This is a genomic window from Paenarthrobacter sp. FR1 (assembly GCF_051106045.1).
Taxonomy (GTDB): Bacteria; Actinomycetota; Actinomycetes; order Actinomycetales; family Micrococcaceae; genus Arthrobacter; species Arthrobacter nitroguajacolicus_A.
The window spans coordinates 745,399-758,892 of the sequence record NZ_JBPFSF010000001.1; the positions used below are offsets into that span (position 1 = coordinate 745,399).

The 13,494-nt window shown below is 64.0% G+C and carries 12 protein-coding genes; 4 read left to right on the top strand and 8 right to left on the bottom strand.

The features are described from left to right. Positions 1 to 87: 87 nt before the first annotated feature. From ACR30Z_RS03485 to ACR30Z_RS03495, 3 genes are all read right to left on the bottom strand, one after another. The gene (locus ACR30Z_RS03485) at positions 88 to 2,175 is read right to left on the bottom strand and encodes a PhoX family protein (RefSeq protein WP_434371220.1); all 2,088 of its coding nucleotides are present in this window, start codon (positions 2,173 to 2,175) and stop codon (positions 88 to 90) included. Between the two features lie 76 nt (positions 2,176 to 2,251). Continuing rightward, entirely contained in the window at positions 2,252 to 3,268 is a 1,017-nt protein-coding gene (locus tag ACR30Z_RS03490; protein WP_434371221.1) for an o-succinylbenzoate synthase, read from the bottom strand. A gap of 60 nt (positions 3,269 to 3,328) precedes the next feature. After that, complete coding sequence (locus ACR30Z_RS03495) at positions 3,329 to 3,919, bottom strand: hypothetical protein (protein ID WP_434371222.1); 591 nt, start codon at positions 3,917 to 3,919, stop codon at positions 3,329 to 3,331. 103 nt (positions 3,920 to 4,022) lie between these two features. On the opposite strand from ACR30Z_RS03495, the gene ACR30Z_RS03500 reads away from it, so the two are divergent. Both ACR30Z_RS03500 and ACR30Z_RS03505 read left to right on the top strand, forming a co-directional pair. Then, positions 4,023 to 4,652 carry a DUF2510 domain-containing protein gene (locus ACR30Z_RS03500; RefSeq protein ID WP_434371223.1) on the top strand — a complete coding sequence of 210 codons (630 nt, stop codon included), beginning with the start codon at positions 4,023 to 4,025 and terminating at the stop codon, positions 4,650 to 4,652. A 63-nt stretch (positions 4,653 to 4,715) separates the two neighbouring features. Next, positions 4,716 to 5,768 carry a LacI family DNA-binding transcriptional regulator gene (locus tag ACR30Z_RS03505; protein WP_434371224.1) on the top strand — a complete coding sequence of 351 codons (1,053 nt, stop codon included), beginning with the start codon at positions 4,716 to 4,718 and terminating at the stop codon, positions 5,766 to 5,768. Positions 5,769 to 5,880: 112 nt separating this feature from the next. On the opposite strand, the gene ACR30Z_RS03510 is transcribed toward ACR30Z_RS03505, so the two are convergent. Genes ACR30Z_RS03510 through ACR30Z_RS03525 form a run of 4 tightly spaced genes read right to left on the bottom strand, consistent with a single transcriptional unit; the run spans position 5,881 to position 10,537 of the window. Further along, the gene (locus ACR30Z_RS03510; RefSeq protein WP_434371225.1) at positions 5,881 to 7,248 is read right to left on the bottom strand and encodes a glycoside hydrolase family 32 protein; all 1,368 of its coding nucleotides are present in this window, start codon (positions 7,246 to 7,248) and stop codon (positions 5,881 to 5,883) included. Between the two features lie 30 nt (positions 7,249 to 7,278). Continuing rightward, the gene (locus tag ACR30Z_RS03515; protein WP_144650487.1) at positions 7,279 to 8,151 is read right to left on the bottom strand and encodes a carbohydrate ABC transporter permease; all 873 of its coding nucleotides are present in this window, start codon (positions 8,149 to 8,151) and stop codon (positions 7,279 to 7,281) included. 8 nt (positions 8,152 to 8,159) lie between these two features. Continuing rightward, positions 8,160 to 9,122 carry a carbohydrate ABC transporter permease gene (locus ACR30Z_RS03520; RefSeq protein ID WP_434371226.1) on the bottom strand — a complete coding sequence of 321 codons (963 nt, stop codon included), beginning with the start codon at positions 9,120 to 9,122 and terminating at the stop codon, positions 8,160 to 8,162. Then, on the bottom strand, positions 9,119 to 10,537 hold the full coding sequence (locus ACR30Z_RS03525) for an extracellular solute-binding protein (RefSeq protein WP_434371227.1): 1,419 nt from the start codon (positions 10,535 to 10,537) through the stop codon (positions 9,119 to 9,121). The genes ACR30Z_RS03520 and ACR30Z_RS03525 overlap by 4 nt, the downstream gene beginning before the upstream one ends. Before the next feature lie 155 nt (positions 10,538 to 10,692). Here ACR30Z_RS03525 and ACR30Z_RS03530 point away from each other — a divergent pair, with 155 nt between their 5' ends. Further along, the gene (locus ACR30Z_RS03530; RefSeq protein WP_434371228.1) at positions 10,693 to 11,604 is read left to right on the top strand and encodes a phosphatase PAP2 family protein; all 912 of its coding nucleotides are present in this window, start codon (positions 10,693 to 10,695) and stop codon (positions 11,602 to 11,604) included. Between the two features lie 43 nt (positions 11,605 to 11,647). On the opposite strand, the gene ACR30Z_RS03535 is transcribed toward ACR30Z_RS03530, so the two are convergent. Continuing rightward, positions 11,648 to 11,818, bottom strand: coding sequence for a hypothetical protein (locus ACR30Z_RS03535; RefSeq protein WP_434371229.1), 171 nt, complete (start codon positions 11,816 to 11,818; stop codon positions 11,648 to 11,650). Positions 11,819 to 12,135: 317 nt separating this feature from the next. Between ACR30Z_RS03535 and ACR30Z_RS03540 the strand changes: the two genes are divergently transcribed. Next, positions 12,136 to 13,479, top strand: coding sequence for an acyltransferase family protein (locus ACR30Z_RS03540; protein ID WP_434371230.1), 1,344 nt, complete (start codon positions 12,136 to 12,138; stop codon positions 13,477 to 13,479). Positions 13,480 to 13,494 lie beyond the last annotated feature (15 nt).

Genomic DNA, 13,494 nt, shown 5'->3' on the forward strand with positions numbered 1-13,494 from the left:
GAAACCCGCGGGACGTGAGAGAGGGCCGGGGAGACGAAAAACTCCCCCGCCCAAGGAACCGGGTAGGGGAGCATTCGTCAGAGCAGACTACTTCCGGAAGACCTGCACGATCGACGGCCGCGGGGCCCTCGCCGCACCCGCGGCGGGAGTGGCTCCAGCCGGAACGTAGTCCGGGAAGAACGAGTTCTGAGCAGCGAACGAGCCGTCTTCGCCCGGGTGCTGTACGGCGACGAATACGGTCCGCTCTTCGTCGTGGATGATGGGGCCACAGGTTTCAGCGTCACGGGGTACGGCCAGGAACTGCTCCACCTTGCCGCGGTCCCTGCCCTCGAGCGTGACCTTGAACAGGCCGTCGGCGTAACCAATGGTGGAGGGGGCTCCGTCGGTGGAGATCCAGAGGTTGCCGGCCGAGTCGAAGGCCACGTTGTCCGGGCAGGAGATGGGCGAGACCTTGTCCTTGGGGAACCCGGCAAAGTACGTGGAGTTGTTCTTGGCCGGGTCACCGGCCACCAAGAGGAGGTTCCAGTTGAACTTGGTGCCCGTCTGTTCCTTGCCCTCGGTGATCTCCACGATGTGTCCATCGCGGTTGAGCGTGCGGGGGTTGACCTCCGTGGCGCCTTCCTTGCCGGGCTTGCCGCGGTCCGAGTTGTTGGTGCACGCAACATAGACCTTGCCGGTACGCGGGTTGGGCTCAACGTCTTCGCAGCGGTCCATCTTGGTGGGGCCAACTTTGTCGGCTGCCAGGCGGGTGTAGACCAGGACCTCGGGCACCGTCATCCCCGGAACGGCCGAGGTGCCGTTGACCACCAGGGGCAGCCATTCGCCGGTGCCGTCAAACGCGCCATCGACGGGGAGCTTGCCGGTCCCGTCGATGTCGGCCGGTGAATCACCGGTGAACTTGGCCACGTAGAGGTCGCCTTCGGAGAGCAGGCCCATGTTGTTCTTGCGGGCGGCCTTGGAGTCACCGGGCTGGTACTTGCCCTTGGAGACGAACTTGTAGAGGTAGTCGAAACGCTCGTCGTCGCCCATGTAAGCAACAACCCTGCCGGACGGAGCCACGATGACGTTGGCGCCCTCGTGCTTGAAGCGACCCATGGCCGAGTGCTTCTTAGGCGTAGAGGTGGGGTCGAACGGGTCGACTTCCACCATCCAGCCGAAGCGGTTGGTCTCGTTGGCGTAACCGGCGTTGCGAGTATCGAAGCGCGGCTCGTCGAGCTCCCACTTGCGGGAGGTGGGGTTGGCCGTGATGCCGTAGCGCTTGTCTCCGTCGCTGGTGCCCGGAGCTGCGAAGTAGCCGTTGAAGTTCTCTTCGCCGGAGAGGATGGTGCCCCAGGGCGTGGTTCCGCCGGAGCAGTTGCCCAGCGTGCCCTTGATCCAGCGGCCGGCGGGGTCGTCGATGGTCTTGACCAGGTTGGTGCCGGCGGCAGGTCCGGTCAGCTCGTAGACAGTGTCCGTGAGGAAGCGGCGGTTCAGGGGTGCACCCTGGACGTAGCTCCACGGCTTGTTCTTGTTCTTACGCTCGAGTTCCACCACAGCCAGGCCATGCCCGGCACGTCCGATGGCACGTGCCTCGGCCGCGTCGAAGCCTACCGGGAGCATGATGTTCTCGTTGGTGTACTCGTGGTTGGTGAAGAGCACCGCACGGCGGTCCTTGGAGCCCGGGATGGGCAGGATGTCCGTGTAGTCGTTGTTGTAGCCGAACTGGCGGGCCTGAGCTGCGGCGGTTTGGGCGTTGAGGTCGAAGGCCGGTGAATCGGCGAACAGGGGGTCGCCCCAACGGATGATGGGCTTCCAGTCGAAGCCTTCGGGAACCGTGAAAGCATCAACGGCCGCGTCCACCGGCTTGATGGCCGTGAACTTGAGCTTGGATTTGTCGAAGCCCTTCTTCGCAGCGTCAGACAGTCCGTTGCCTGAGTCGGCAACCGCGGTGTCGGCTCCCGTTACTGCACCACCGAGCACGACGGCGAGCGCACCGGCGGCGCCAAGTCCCAGGGCGGCGCGGCGGGACATTGCGGTGGAGGCGATGTCGCGGAAGTAGCCGTTGGAGCTGGTGTTGCAGACGTCGCCCGAGCAGGCGTTGTCGCACTTCAAGGCGCACGTCACGGGGCTGCGCTTGCCCTTTGTGTGGCCGAGCATGGGGAGCAGGGCAAACGTGCGTCCGGTGGTTTCTGACATGGGGGGACCTTCCAGAGTGTGTACGAGGTTCCCGCTGAGCCTTTCAGCGGAATCCGAATCTGAGAGGTCGCTCTGGTTAAGACCCGGTGAACAAACCGTGCTGGTTCTGCGCCAGGACGGCATGTACCCGCCGGAGCCGCTCCAGCCACCAATCCCGACGCTCCCCGGAGGCTGCGTACTGTTCAAGCAGCCCGGCATCGGCGTGTGAGTCGCGCAACTGGATGGCGCCGTCGTCGGCCACCAAAGGGTCGAGGGTGATGTCTGAGGCGAACAGCGAAACGGTGCCCAGGCCGCAGGCATATGGAAGCGACGGCAGGGCAGCTGCGAGCGCCAGTCCGGCACGAATACCTACCGACGTATCCAGGGCTGAACTGACGACGGCGGGCAGCCCGGCCTGCTGGACGATGTTCAGGGCACGCCGCACTCCCCCGAGCGGGGCCACCTTGACCACGATGAGGTCCGCGGCGCCTGCCCGTGCCACGCGAAGGGGATCGTCCTCCTTGCGAACACTTTCGTCGGCGGCGATCAGGACCGGTGTTCCAGCAGCAGCAAGCCGACGGCGGACCTCAGCCAAGCCGTCGATGGTCGGAACAGGTTGCTCTGCGTACTCCAGCCCGAATGCTGAGAGCTTGCCCAGCGCCTCCACTGCCTGGTCCACATCCCAACCGCCATTGGCGTCCACCCGGATGGCGGCCTCGGGCAGGGCCTCGCGAACGGCGGTCACCCGCGCGATGTCGTCCGACAGTTCCTGACCGTGTTCGGCGACCTTGATCTTGACCGCATCTACCCGCCCAAAGCGGGCAAGCACATCAGGAACGCGGTGGGCGGGGACGGCGGGGACCGTTGCGTTGACCGGGATGCTGTCACGCAGGGCTGGAGGAAAGCCAAGCCAGCCGGCTTCCAAAGCGGCGGCCAGCCAGCGGGAGGATTCGTCGTCGTCGTATTCCGGGAAGGGGCAGAATTCGCCCCAGCCGCGCGGTCCGCGGAGAAGCAGCGTCTCGCGCTCCATGATGCCGCGGAACTTCACGCGCATGGGCAGCGAGACGACGTGGGCGGAATCGAGGAGTTCTTCAAGGGAGGGAAGAGCAGGCATAGTGCCACTGTACCGGCGGCTCCGCAGGCCAAATCCTGGCTAATCCTGCTATGTGGAAACTTATTCGGACCAGTACCGGCGCACGTGTCCCAGCGCGTTGCCCAGCTGTTCACCGGACACAGTCATCGAGCTCTCCGGCACTCCGAGGTCGTCCCACTTGGCAACGAGTGTGGTGTCTCCCTCCACCGGCAACGGCCACAGCCAGTATTGGGCGGAGCCCTCCACTTGTTCATCGCCCGCGCTGCCGCCGCCTCCTCCGCGATGGGTCAGCACTGGCCCTGATACGTCGTCGGTATCCTCAAACATGGAGGGCGTGGGATGGGCTGCGATGGCCTTCCGCCCATCAGCCAGGCCTACCCCGATCATGATTCCCGGCAGGCCCGGGCGACTGAAGCTGTTCTCCTGGATGTCCCGCCACTCCTGGTCCGATTCGTCGCTTCGCCGGATGGACCACGCCAGGTCCAACAGGCACCCCGTGGAGTACACCTCCACGAGCTTCAGAGCCACCACCGAGTTGGCGCCGCGGTGCACGAAACCGCCCGGCGCGATGCCCGGGAGTTCATCCGACGGCGGCCCGAACCATCCGGGCCGGATCGGCTGCGGTTGACGTGGCCGCGCAGGCGGCTCAGGGAGGTCGTCGAAGAAGGTCATGCTCCATCCTTACACCGCTGGATGAGGGCTGGGGAGGGGCTTCTGACAACCGAGAGAGCTCAATCGCGATATTCTCAGAATCACGACTCAATGTGGGGGAGATATGACTCAATCAACGCCCGGTTCAACAACACCTCCCGGCTGGTACCCGGATCCTTCGGACCCGCGATTTGTCCGCTGGTGGGACGGGCACGCATGGACGGCCAACCAAGCTCCACGGCAGGCCCAGTACCAGCCGGCATTCCAGCCTCCACGCACTGAGATCAGCCCGCAAACACCGGTGTACAACCCCTTCATTTGGGCCATCACGTTGTTGCCGTTGGTCTCGCTTGTATTCATGCTCACCTGGCAACCGGAATTCCGGATGGTCACCACACGGCAAGGCGTCACCACGGTGGACCCCTTGTCCATCTACACGCCGGGTTACTTCCTTCTGATGGTCTCGAGCTTTGTGATCTACGGCCTGTCGGTATTCTTCGCATATCTGGACCATCAGCGGCTGTTGAAGTCCGGCGTCGTGCGTCCCTTCCATTGGGCCTGGGCGTTCCTGAGCGCGTTTGTCTACGTGATCGGCCGATCGGTGATTGTGCAGAAGGTCGCCCAGAAGCGTGGACTGTGGCCTGTATGGGCCACCATCGCCGTCTTCGTCGTCAGCATGGTGATTGCGGGCATCTGGACGTCCAACCTGATGCAGTCCATGATGTCCTCCTTTGGCTACTCCGTCTCCACGTGACAGCCCGTAGAACCCTCACACGCGTTAGGTAGACTGCTGAGTAACCGGCAGGAGAGGAAGCCCATGAACCGCAAGGCCACTGCACTGGACGTCGCCAAGAGAGCCGGAGTCTCCAGGAGCGCGGTCTCGCTGGTGCTGAATGGCCGTGGCGATGGCAATGTGGCCAAGGAGAGCCAGGACCGGATCCGGGCCGCGGCGGTGGAACTGAACTACTCCCCTAACGCCATCGCGCTCAGCCTGCGGAACCAGCGTTCACGGGTCATCGGGATCCTGTCCGACGAGGTGGTGGTCAGCCCCTTCGACGGCAACATCATCGGAGGAGCGGACGACATCGCCCGAAGCCGCGGTTTCGTCACGGTCGTGATGGACACCGAACGCGATACCGCCAGGGATGCGAGCGCTATCGAGACACTCCTGGACAGGCAGGTAGATGGGCTCATGTACGTGACCGTGGGCCTGAAGCCGATTGATGTTCCGCAGGGCATGCTCCGGGTACCCTCGGTCCTGGCCAACTGCTATGACGCCCGCCCCCAGCCGCAGTTGCACCACGTCATCCCGGATGAGGTCACCGGCGGCCGCGAAGCCACCGAGCATCTGCTGACGTTGGGTCACCGGGACATCGCCCTGCTTGCCGGTTCGGAGGATTCCCCTGCGGCTCCGCTGCGTGTCCAGGGTTACCGGGACGCCCACACCTCTGCCGGACTCAAGGCCAGCGAGGGTCGGATCTTCATGATTGGCTGGGACATCGATGCCGGCTTCCACGGCGCCATGAAACTGCTCGACGACGTATCCCCGGCTGAGCGCCCCACGGCCATCATGTGCGCGAACGATCGCCTTGCCGTCGGCGTGGCCCTTGCCGCCGCTCGTTTGGGCCTTCGTGTCCCCGAAGACCTGTCCATCATGGGCTACGACGACGAAGCCCGAATCGCCGACACCATGGTCCCGGCCCTCACCACCATGGCGTTGCCCCTGCGCGAGATTGGCCGCGCCGCCATGACCACGTTGCTGGACGCCATCGAAGGAAACGATGGGACAGCAACGGGGACCACTGTTGAGACGATGGTCCCCTGCCGCCTTGTCACCCGTGAATCGACCGGCCCGGTGCCCACGCGCTAGGTCTTGAACGTCGCAAACCCGCTGTTCCGTTGCTGGCCGGCAACGGAATAGCGGGTTTCCAACGTCTCTAGCCAGCACCCACGCACAAAAGCGCACGACGCCGGCCTGCCGCCTAAGCGGGGAGCGCCAACTCCCACACGTCGGCAGTCGCGCCGGCGGGCAACGTGAGCTGCCATTCCTCGCCCGGAGCAGGGTAGGCCCGGAGCGTCTTCGCCACGCCGCCGGCACGGTAGACCTCCACGAGGGATGCATCGATGAAAATCCGCAGCTCCTCCCCCGCAGCCAGGGAACCGGAGTAGACCACCTGCGCGTCGTCCCCCGCACCGAGGACCAGGTCCACAGGGCCGGAGCCGGCACCCCGAACCAGCACCTCGGCGAACCCCGGAACAACAATCGAACCAGCAGCATCCGAAGCCACGGAAGCACCCCGGTACGCCTCCACCGCCGGCGCAGGAGAAACAGCCAGCGCACCGTCAACCACGGACAAAACGCGAGGATGCGTCAACACGCCCGCCCATCCGGCGTCGTCGATTTCTTCCTGGCTGCGGCCGCGGCGGCCGTCACGTCCGGGACCTTCGTTGGCCCAGCCCCACAGCAACGCAGCGGGCGTAGAACCGGACTCAAGCTGTACGATCTGCGGGGCGTAGAAGTCGCGTCCCAGATCGGACTTCCCACCGGAGGTCGGCACGAACACGGGCAGCCCTGAGACGGGATCCGCGGACAGGGAGCCGATCAGGTGCCCCACTCCGTTGGCGTGTTCATGATCGTCTCCGGAGAGCCACAGCGAAAACATCATGACCCATTCACCAGAAGGCACCTGCACCAGTTGCGGGCACTCCCAGATCTCAGCCGGTGTATGAACCGCCGCCACGGGATCAGCAGTGGTCAGCCAGATGCCCTGGTACTTCCAATCGTTCAGGTCCTCCACGGTGTAGAGCAACAGCGCAGCGCGCCCATCAGCCAGACCGGCACCCTGCATGGCATATCGAGCACCGTTAAAGCGGAAGATGAAAGGGTCGCGGACCGCAGTCACCAACGGATCTTCAGGCATCGACGCCGCCACGTGGCCGTCCTGCTCCCACGTCACCAAGTCAGAGGAACCGCGGGCAATGACCACCTGCGAGTGCCCGCCGTGATCCTTCACGCCCGAGTACGCCGCCGTCGGGACGCCACCATCAGAGGTCACAACACCGGTCCAGCACCCGGCGGAGTCGGGCCCGCCTGGCTGCGGCGAAAGCGCCACGGGGTGCTCCTCCCACTGGACCAGGTCCGGGGAGCTCACGTGTCCCCACTGGATCTGGGTATGCCTGGCGGAGTCCGGGTTGTACTGGAAGAACACGTGGTAGCGGCCGTTGATGTAGCTGACGCCGTTGGGGTCGTTGATCCATCCCTGTGCCGGACGGGGGTGGAAGCGTGGGAAGGCGGGATCCGGGTGTGTGGCGGCGGAAGCGAGTGAATCAATAAGTGCAAGGTCCGTCAACGGAACCCCTTTCAGAAAGAAGAGATAAAACTACTTGCCGGTGCCTGCGGTGAGTCCGTCCTGCAGTGCACGCTGGCCGAACATGAACACCACCAGCGCGGGAATCATGGAGAGGACAACTCCGGCCAGCACCACTGAGATGCTTCCGGTGCCCAGGTTGCCTTGGAGCGAGACCAACCCCAGTGGCAGCGTGAAGTTCTGTTCGGAGATGGTCATGATGAGTGGCCTGAAGAACTCGTTCCAGTGGAAGTTGAACGCCAGGATGCCCACGATGGCCAGGCCAGGCATGGCCAGCGGCGCGTATACGGAACGGAACGTCCGCCACGGCGAGGCTCCATCGATCGCTGCCGCTTCGGCGAGCTCGCCGGGCAACCCCATGAAGTACTGGCGCATCAGGAAGGTGCCGAACGCCGTCGGGATGGCCGGAATGATCAGTGCCAGCAGCGTGTCGGACAGGCCCACGCCCCGGATCAGCATGAAGACGGGAACGATCGTCACCTGCGCGGGGACCATCATGGTGGCCAGCACGATCGAGAACAGCGCGCCCCGGCCGCGGAACTTCAGGTGGGCGAAGGCGTAGCCGGCCAACGCTGCCGTCAGCATCTGCCCCACTGCGATCAGCCCGGTCACCAGTGCACTGTTCACTACGAGCGCCACGATGTTGAGCTGCTTGAACACTTGCTCGTAGGAGGTCAGGTCCGGGTTCAGCGGCAGGAATGCAGGCGGCAGCTGGAAGGATTCCGACGGCGGACGCAGCGACGTGGACAGCGTCCACAACACCGGGCCCAGGACAAAGACGGATGCGATCAGCAAGACGACGACGCGGACGGCCACTGACCAGTCGCGCTTCTTCCGTGTAACTACGGGCGCCGTGGTGGTGACACGTTCTTGAATGATGGTCATGGCGGGCCTTACTGGTAGAAGACGAATCGTTTGCTGAGCCGGAACTGCGCGGCGGTGATGGCCATGATGATGAGCGTCAGGATCACGCCGATCGCCGAGGCCTGGCCGAACTCGAGCCGTTGGAAGGCGGACTCGAAGATCACCATCACCGCTGTGCGCGTTGAGTCGCCGGGCCCGCCGCGGGTGAGGACGTAGGGCTGGTCGAACACTTGGAGCGCGTTGATGATGGCCATGACCGAGGCCACCAGGGTGGTGGGGCTCAGCAGGGGCAGGGTGACGAACCAGTGCTTACGCCAACCCGTGGCGCCGTCAATGGACGCGGCCTCGTACGTCTCCACCGGAATGGAGGCCAGCCCGCCGATGAACAGCAGGAACGAGAACCCGAAGTTCTGCCACACATAGACAAGAATCACGACGGCGGCAGACCCGCCTGGCGTCGTCAGCCACGGGACCGCTGGGATGCCAACGATGGACAGCAACCAGTTCACGACGCCGAACTGCTCGTTGAAGAGGTAGCGCATGAAGATCGATACCGAGGCTGCGGAGAGGATCAGCGGGAAGAAGAACGCCGAGCGGAAGAACACCCGGAGCCAGGCCGGGAGCTTTTCCTGCACCATGATCGCCAAGCCGAGCGCCAGTCCTAGCTGGAGCGCTACTGCCACCACCACAAACACGATGGTGTTCAGGAACGACACCCTCACGGTCGGGTCCTGGACCACCTCGGCGAAGTTGTCGAAGCCCACGAACGTCGGCGCCGAGATGATGTCCCAGCGGAAGAACGCCAGCGCGATCGAGGCCACGATCGGGAGCAGGGTGAAGATGCCCATGCCCACGATGGTGGGAGCGAGGAAGGCCCACGGCAGCCACCGTTGCTGGACGCGGCCACGCTTGGAGGTGGAGCTGCCCTGATGCGCGGGCTTTCGCCCCGGCTCGCTCCCCGTCCCGGTGGGGGTACTGGTTGCGGTACTCATGGCTGCCTCCTCAAGGCAAGTTCAAGATCGCGCTGCATGGAGCTGAGAGCGTCCTTGAGTTGGCGCTCGTCGCCGCTGACAGCCAGGCTGACGTTCTTCATGAGGGCGGTCTCGACGGCGGCCTGCTGGGGTGGCGCCGGAATGGGACCTGTGGTGGGGAACCGGTCCAAGGTGTCGTAGAAGACTTTCCAGTTCCGTGGGCCTGTTCCCGCGTAGAGCTGCTCGTTGACCATGGAGCGGCGGGCAGGGGTGGTGTTCGGTGTGGGGAATACGATCTGCATGGCCTCCAGGCTTGAGCTGAACTTCACCCATTCCCAGGCGGCATCCTTGTCCTTGGCGGTCTTCATGATCGCGTAGCCTGCCGTGCCGAACTGGTGCCGCTGGGTCCGCCATTTGGGGAAGAACTGGACGTCGAAGCCGTCCTCTGTCATCCCCGCTTCATGGAGGCCTTGCACCCAATAGCCGCCTGCCGGCGTCGTACCTATCCTGTTGGAGGCGAAGAGGCCGATCAGTGCGCTGCCGCCACCTTCCTCGGGCCGGACGCCAAGGCCGTCCTTGACGAGTCCGCGGAGGTAGTCGAAGGATTCGAAGACTCTGGGGTCATCGGCGTTGGGTTCCAGCCACTGGTAGCCACCGGAGCGGAGGCTGCGTGAGGGGTCGTTGGCGTAGAAGCCGTCCCATAACCATTCGCCGCCCGGGGATTTGGTTTCCTTGAGGAAGCTGGTGTCGTTGGCGTAGAGCCAAGGCACCACGCCGCCGAAGAGACGGTTGGTCCAGTAGTACGGCGTGAAGTCTTTGGGGTTTGCCTTCTTCATGGCGGCGAGGGTGCTGCGGAAGTCGGTGTGCGTCCAGTTGTCGGCCGGTCGCTCCAAGCCAGCTTGCCTGAGTGATTCGGTGTTGTAATACATGTTGGCGGCGTTCCAGTCGATGGGGAGCTGGAACAGGCTGCCTTTGTACATGAACGCTTCCACCAGGCTGGGGTGGACGTCCGCGAAGTACTCCTTCATGTGGTCGGCATCGCGGCGCAGGTACTCGTCCAGCGGGTGTGCCAACTTCTCGGCGAACAGCTGGGCGCCTTCGGTTGCGACGTACACGACGTCCGGCGGAGTGCCGGCTGCCACCATGGTGAGGATCTTGGTGAAGAAGTCCTTCCAGTCCACGGCCTGGATGGCCTGGACCTTGACCTTGATCTCTGGGTGGACCTTTGCGAAGGCGTCGATGACCTTCTGGCGGGCTGCGGCATCCGCGGCGGTGCCCATAATGGCGATGCTGAGGCTGTTGTCTCCCCGGCCTGGAATGTCGGCCCCGGTCAAACGCGGCCACGACGCCGCGGTTGCTCCAACAATTCCGGCACCGAGGGCTGTGAGGGCGGTTCTGCGTGTGAATTGACGCAAAGCCCCATTGGTTCCCGGCATGTAGATTTCCTTCCCTAACACGTGTTAGGAAGCGTATGCCCGTCGCCTAACACGTGTCAAGCGTCACAGGAATGTTGCGTATGCCTCACGACGGCCCGGATCGCGAAGGTGGCGCTCACATGAGCCGTCCAGAGAACTGTGGCAGTCTTGACAGAATGAGTTCCCAGCAATTCCGCACCAGCGGGAGGTCGAGCAAACGGCCGCTTCGAGAGCGCGAGCCCGGCGCCGGCACAGGCTTCCTTTTCTGCCTGGCCACGGTCGCCAGCGTGGTAGGGCTGGCTGCGACGTACTACTTCTTTGTGCGAACTACTGCCGGTCAGTTCATCGACGAATCGGCACTGGTTGAAGCCACAGTGCTGGGCGGAACTGCCGGAAGGGCCTCCACGGACTTCCTCGACATGCTTCCCATGCTTTCCCTCGCAATCGCCGCCATCATGGTGCTCTTCGTGACCGTCGCGCGCCGACGCTGGACTGCCGCTGGCATCGCCGTGGTGGCCTGCATCGCGGCCAACGTAGCAACGCAGGTACTCAAATTCCTCATCCCGGACAGGCCTGACCGCGGCGTCCAGACCCTCGAGCTCAACTCGCTGCCCTCGGGGCACACAACGCTCGCCGCTTCAGCTGCCGCCGCAGTGTTCCTGATGGTTTCCCCACGGTGGCGCCCCTTGGCCGGATTCCTCGGCAGTACCTTCGCAGTGGCCACCGGCGTTTCCACGCTCATCAACCAGTGGCACCGCCCGGCCGACGTCGTGGCCGCCTTCCTGGTGGTGGGTGCCGTGATGCTTCCCGCCGGGTGGCTCATCCTCCGTACGGGCAGCAGCTGGAATGTTTGGAAAGGCTACGGCGAGCATTGGGCCGCTTCCCGGCTATGGGTATGGCTCACCGTTACCGCCCTGGTGGTGGCGATCGCCGTTGCCGGGTACTCGCTCCTGCAGGTCATGCCGGGACTGAGCGCGGACAGCACCATCGATTACTTCTGGGCGGGCACGGCGTTCATTGTGATCGCCGGATACCTTTCAGCCCTTGGTGGCACCTGGCTTTTCGGGCTGGCGGCCCGTCGGCGCTAGCGGGCCCGCCGGCGCTAGCGGGCCCACCGGCAGCTACGAGGGCTTAGTCCTCGGGGCCCACAGCATCGAAGAACTTGGGACCCTCCGCGGTCCTCTCTGCATTCTCCCGAGCCTGCCCCTGGATGAAGAGCTGATCGTCGGCAGTGAGCAACGTGCCGCCGTGGATATCCACGGCTCCGTGTTCGCCTGTTTCACCATTGAAGATGGCCGTCATTGTTCGGGGCACGATCATGCTGCCCGGATTGTCGATAAGCCACTGCTGCGTGTCCGGAGAAAGCTGACTCCAAAATTCCCTGATGTGCATAGTGATCAGCGCTGCCGTTCATTGTTGGGGTGGGTTCGTGGGACCTGAATGCACTGGGGCAAACGCTCTGGGCACCGAGGAGGGCCCTCCCTTTCAGGCTACGCCCCGCCAGCTATTCCTGACCCGAAAGCCGCAACCTTTCTGAACAAGACGTCGACGCCACGCCACTTGGTGAGTTACAGTTAATCCACTCGATGGATAAACAATGGCAAATCCCAGGAGCTCCCATGTCTTCCACCCTCCGCCCTAACCTCAGCTCCGCCAACAGCGCCCCTGCATCCCGCGACCTGGTGGTGGACTTCATCCGTGTGGCCTGCATGTTTGCGGTAGTGGCTGTGCACCTTCTCATGATGGGCATCAGCGTGGATGAGTCCGGGATCGGCGTAGGAAATCCGCTGACATCCCTGAATTGGTTCGCCCAAGGCACGTGGTTTGGGCAGGTCATGCCACTCTTCTTCGTGGTGGGCGGCTTTGCCTCGTTGACCTCGTGGCGCAGCCTGCAGCGCAGGGGCGGCGACGCAGGCGATTACCTCAGAAACCGGGTGCTGCGACTGGTGCGACCCACGGTCGCCTTGTACGCGTTTCTCGCCATTGCGTTATGGAGCGCGACGGCGGCGGGCGTCCCCGGTGACTTGCTGACCGTTATCGCTGCGGGTGCCGGTGTTCAACTGTGGTTCCTGGCCGCCTATCTGATCTGCCAGGCCATGGTGCCTACGATGTCCAAGCTCCACCAACTGGCACCGTACCGGACCATCGCGGCGCTGGCCGCGGGCGCCGTCGTCGTCGATGTTCTTCGCTTGGGCTTGGAACGCAACCCTTGGGGCTTCGACTCAAACCCGATTGGCTTGCTGAACATGGTGTTCGTGTGGGGCTTGCTGCAGCAGCTGGGGTTCCTCTACGCCGACGGTTTCTTCGACCGGTTCACCCGATGGAAGCTGACTGTTGCCGCGGCCGCTTGCTACGCCATCCTGGTTCCGCTCACTCATGCCGGCCCGTACCCCGTGGACATGCTGACCAGCCAAAACCCACCCATGTTCCCGCTGGTCCTGGTGGGCCTGGCACATGTCCTGCTGGTGAAGGCCGCGTACCCGGTGCTGCGGCGCTGTGTGCACGTTGGCTGGGTGCAGAAGGTGATGTTCGTTGTGGGCAGCCGGGCCATGACCATCTACTTGTGGCATCTGCCTCTGATCATCGCGATGTTCGGCATCGCCCTGCTCCCGCGGTTGCCATTCCCCGAGCCTGCGAGCGCCGAGTGGTGGCTCAGCCGGCCCGCCTTCTATGTTGCGGCCTGGGCGCTGGTGCTGTTGGTCTCCATGCCGCTTGTTCGCCTGGAGCTTGCAAGCACTGCTTTGGCACCGGGTGCTGAACGGCCTGCCATGTGGCGCATCGCAGTCGGGACAGTCTTGGCCATCATCCCGCCGTTAGTGGTGATGAGGTCCGCACTTGACGTTGCCAATGCCACATGGGGCTTAGTCCTGTTGGTGATCGCTGTAGCCTTGGTGACCGGCAAGGTTCCGGACCGGGCGTGGAAGACTCCGCGACTTGTTTCGTCAGGGTCTGTGGCTTCCTGACGAAAACGAACAATG

Coding starts and splice junctions, on each gene's coding strand:
- ACR30Z_RS03505 (WP_434371224.1), top strand. CDS start 4,716: ATGAACCGCAAGGCCACTGCACTGGACGTCGCCAAGAGAGCCGGAGTC.
- ACR30Z_RS03500 (WP_434371223.1), top strand. CDS start 4,023: ATGACTCAATCAACGCCCGGTTCAACAACACCTCCCGGCTGGTACCCG.
- ACR30Z_RS03540 (WP_434371230.1), top strand. CDS start 12,136: ATGTCTTCCACCCTCCGCCCTAACCTCAGCTCCGCCAACAGCGCCCCT.
- ACR30Z_RS03520 (WP_434371226.1), bottom strand. CDS start 9,122: ATGAGTACCGCAACCAGTACCCCCACCGGGACGGGGAGCGAGCCGGGG.
- ACR30Z_RS03515 (WP_144650487.1), bottom strand. CDS start 8,151: ATGACCATCATTCAAGAACGTGTCACCACCACGGCGCCCGTAGTTACA.
- ACR30Z_RS03485 (WP_434371220.1), bottom strand. CDS start 2,175: ATGTCAGAAACCACCGGACGCACGTTTGCCCTGCTCCCCATGCTCGGC.
- ACR30Z_RS03530 (WP_434371228.1), top strand. CDS start 10,693: ATGAGTTCCCAGCAATTCCGCACCAGCGGGAGGTCGAGCAAACGGCCG.
- ACR30Z_RS03495 (WP_434371222.1), bottom strand. CDS start 3,919: ATGACCTTCTTCGACGACCTCCCTGAGCCGCCTGCGCGGCCACGTCAA.
- ACR30Z_RS03535 (WP_434371229.1), bottom strand. CDS start 11,818: ATGACGGCCATCTTCAATGGTGAAACAGGCGAACACGGAGCCGTGGAT.
- ACR30Z_RS03525 (WP_434371227.1), bottom strand. CDS start 10,537: ATGCCGGGAACCAATGGGGCTTTGCGTCAATTCACACGCAGAACCGCC.
- ACR30Z_RS03490 (WP_434371221.1), bottom strand. CDS start 3,268: ATGCCTGCTCTTCCCTCCCTTGAAGAACTCCTCGATTCCGCCCACGTC.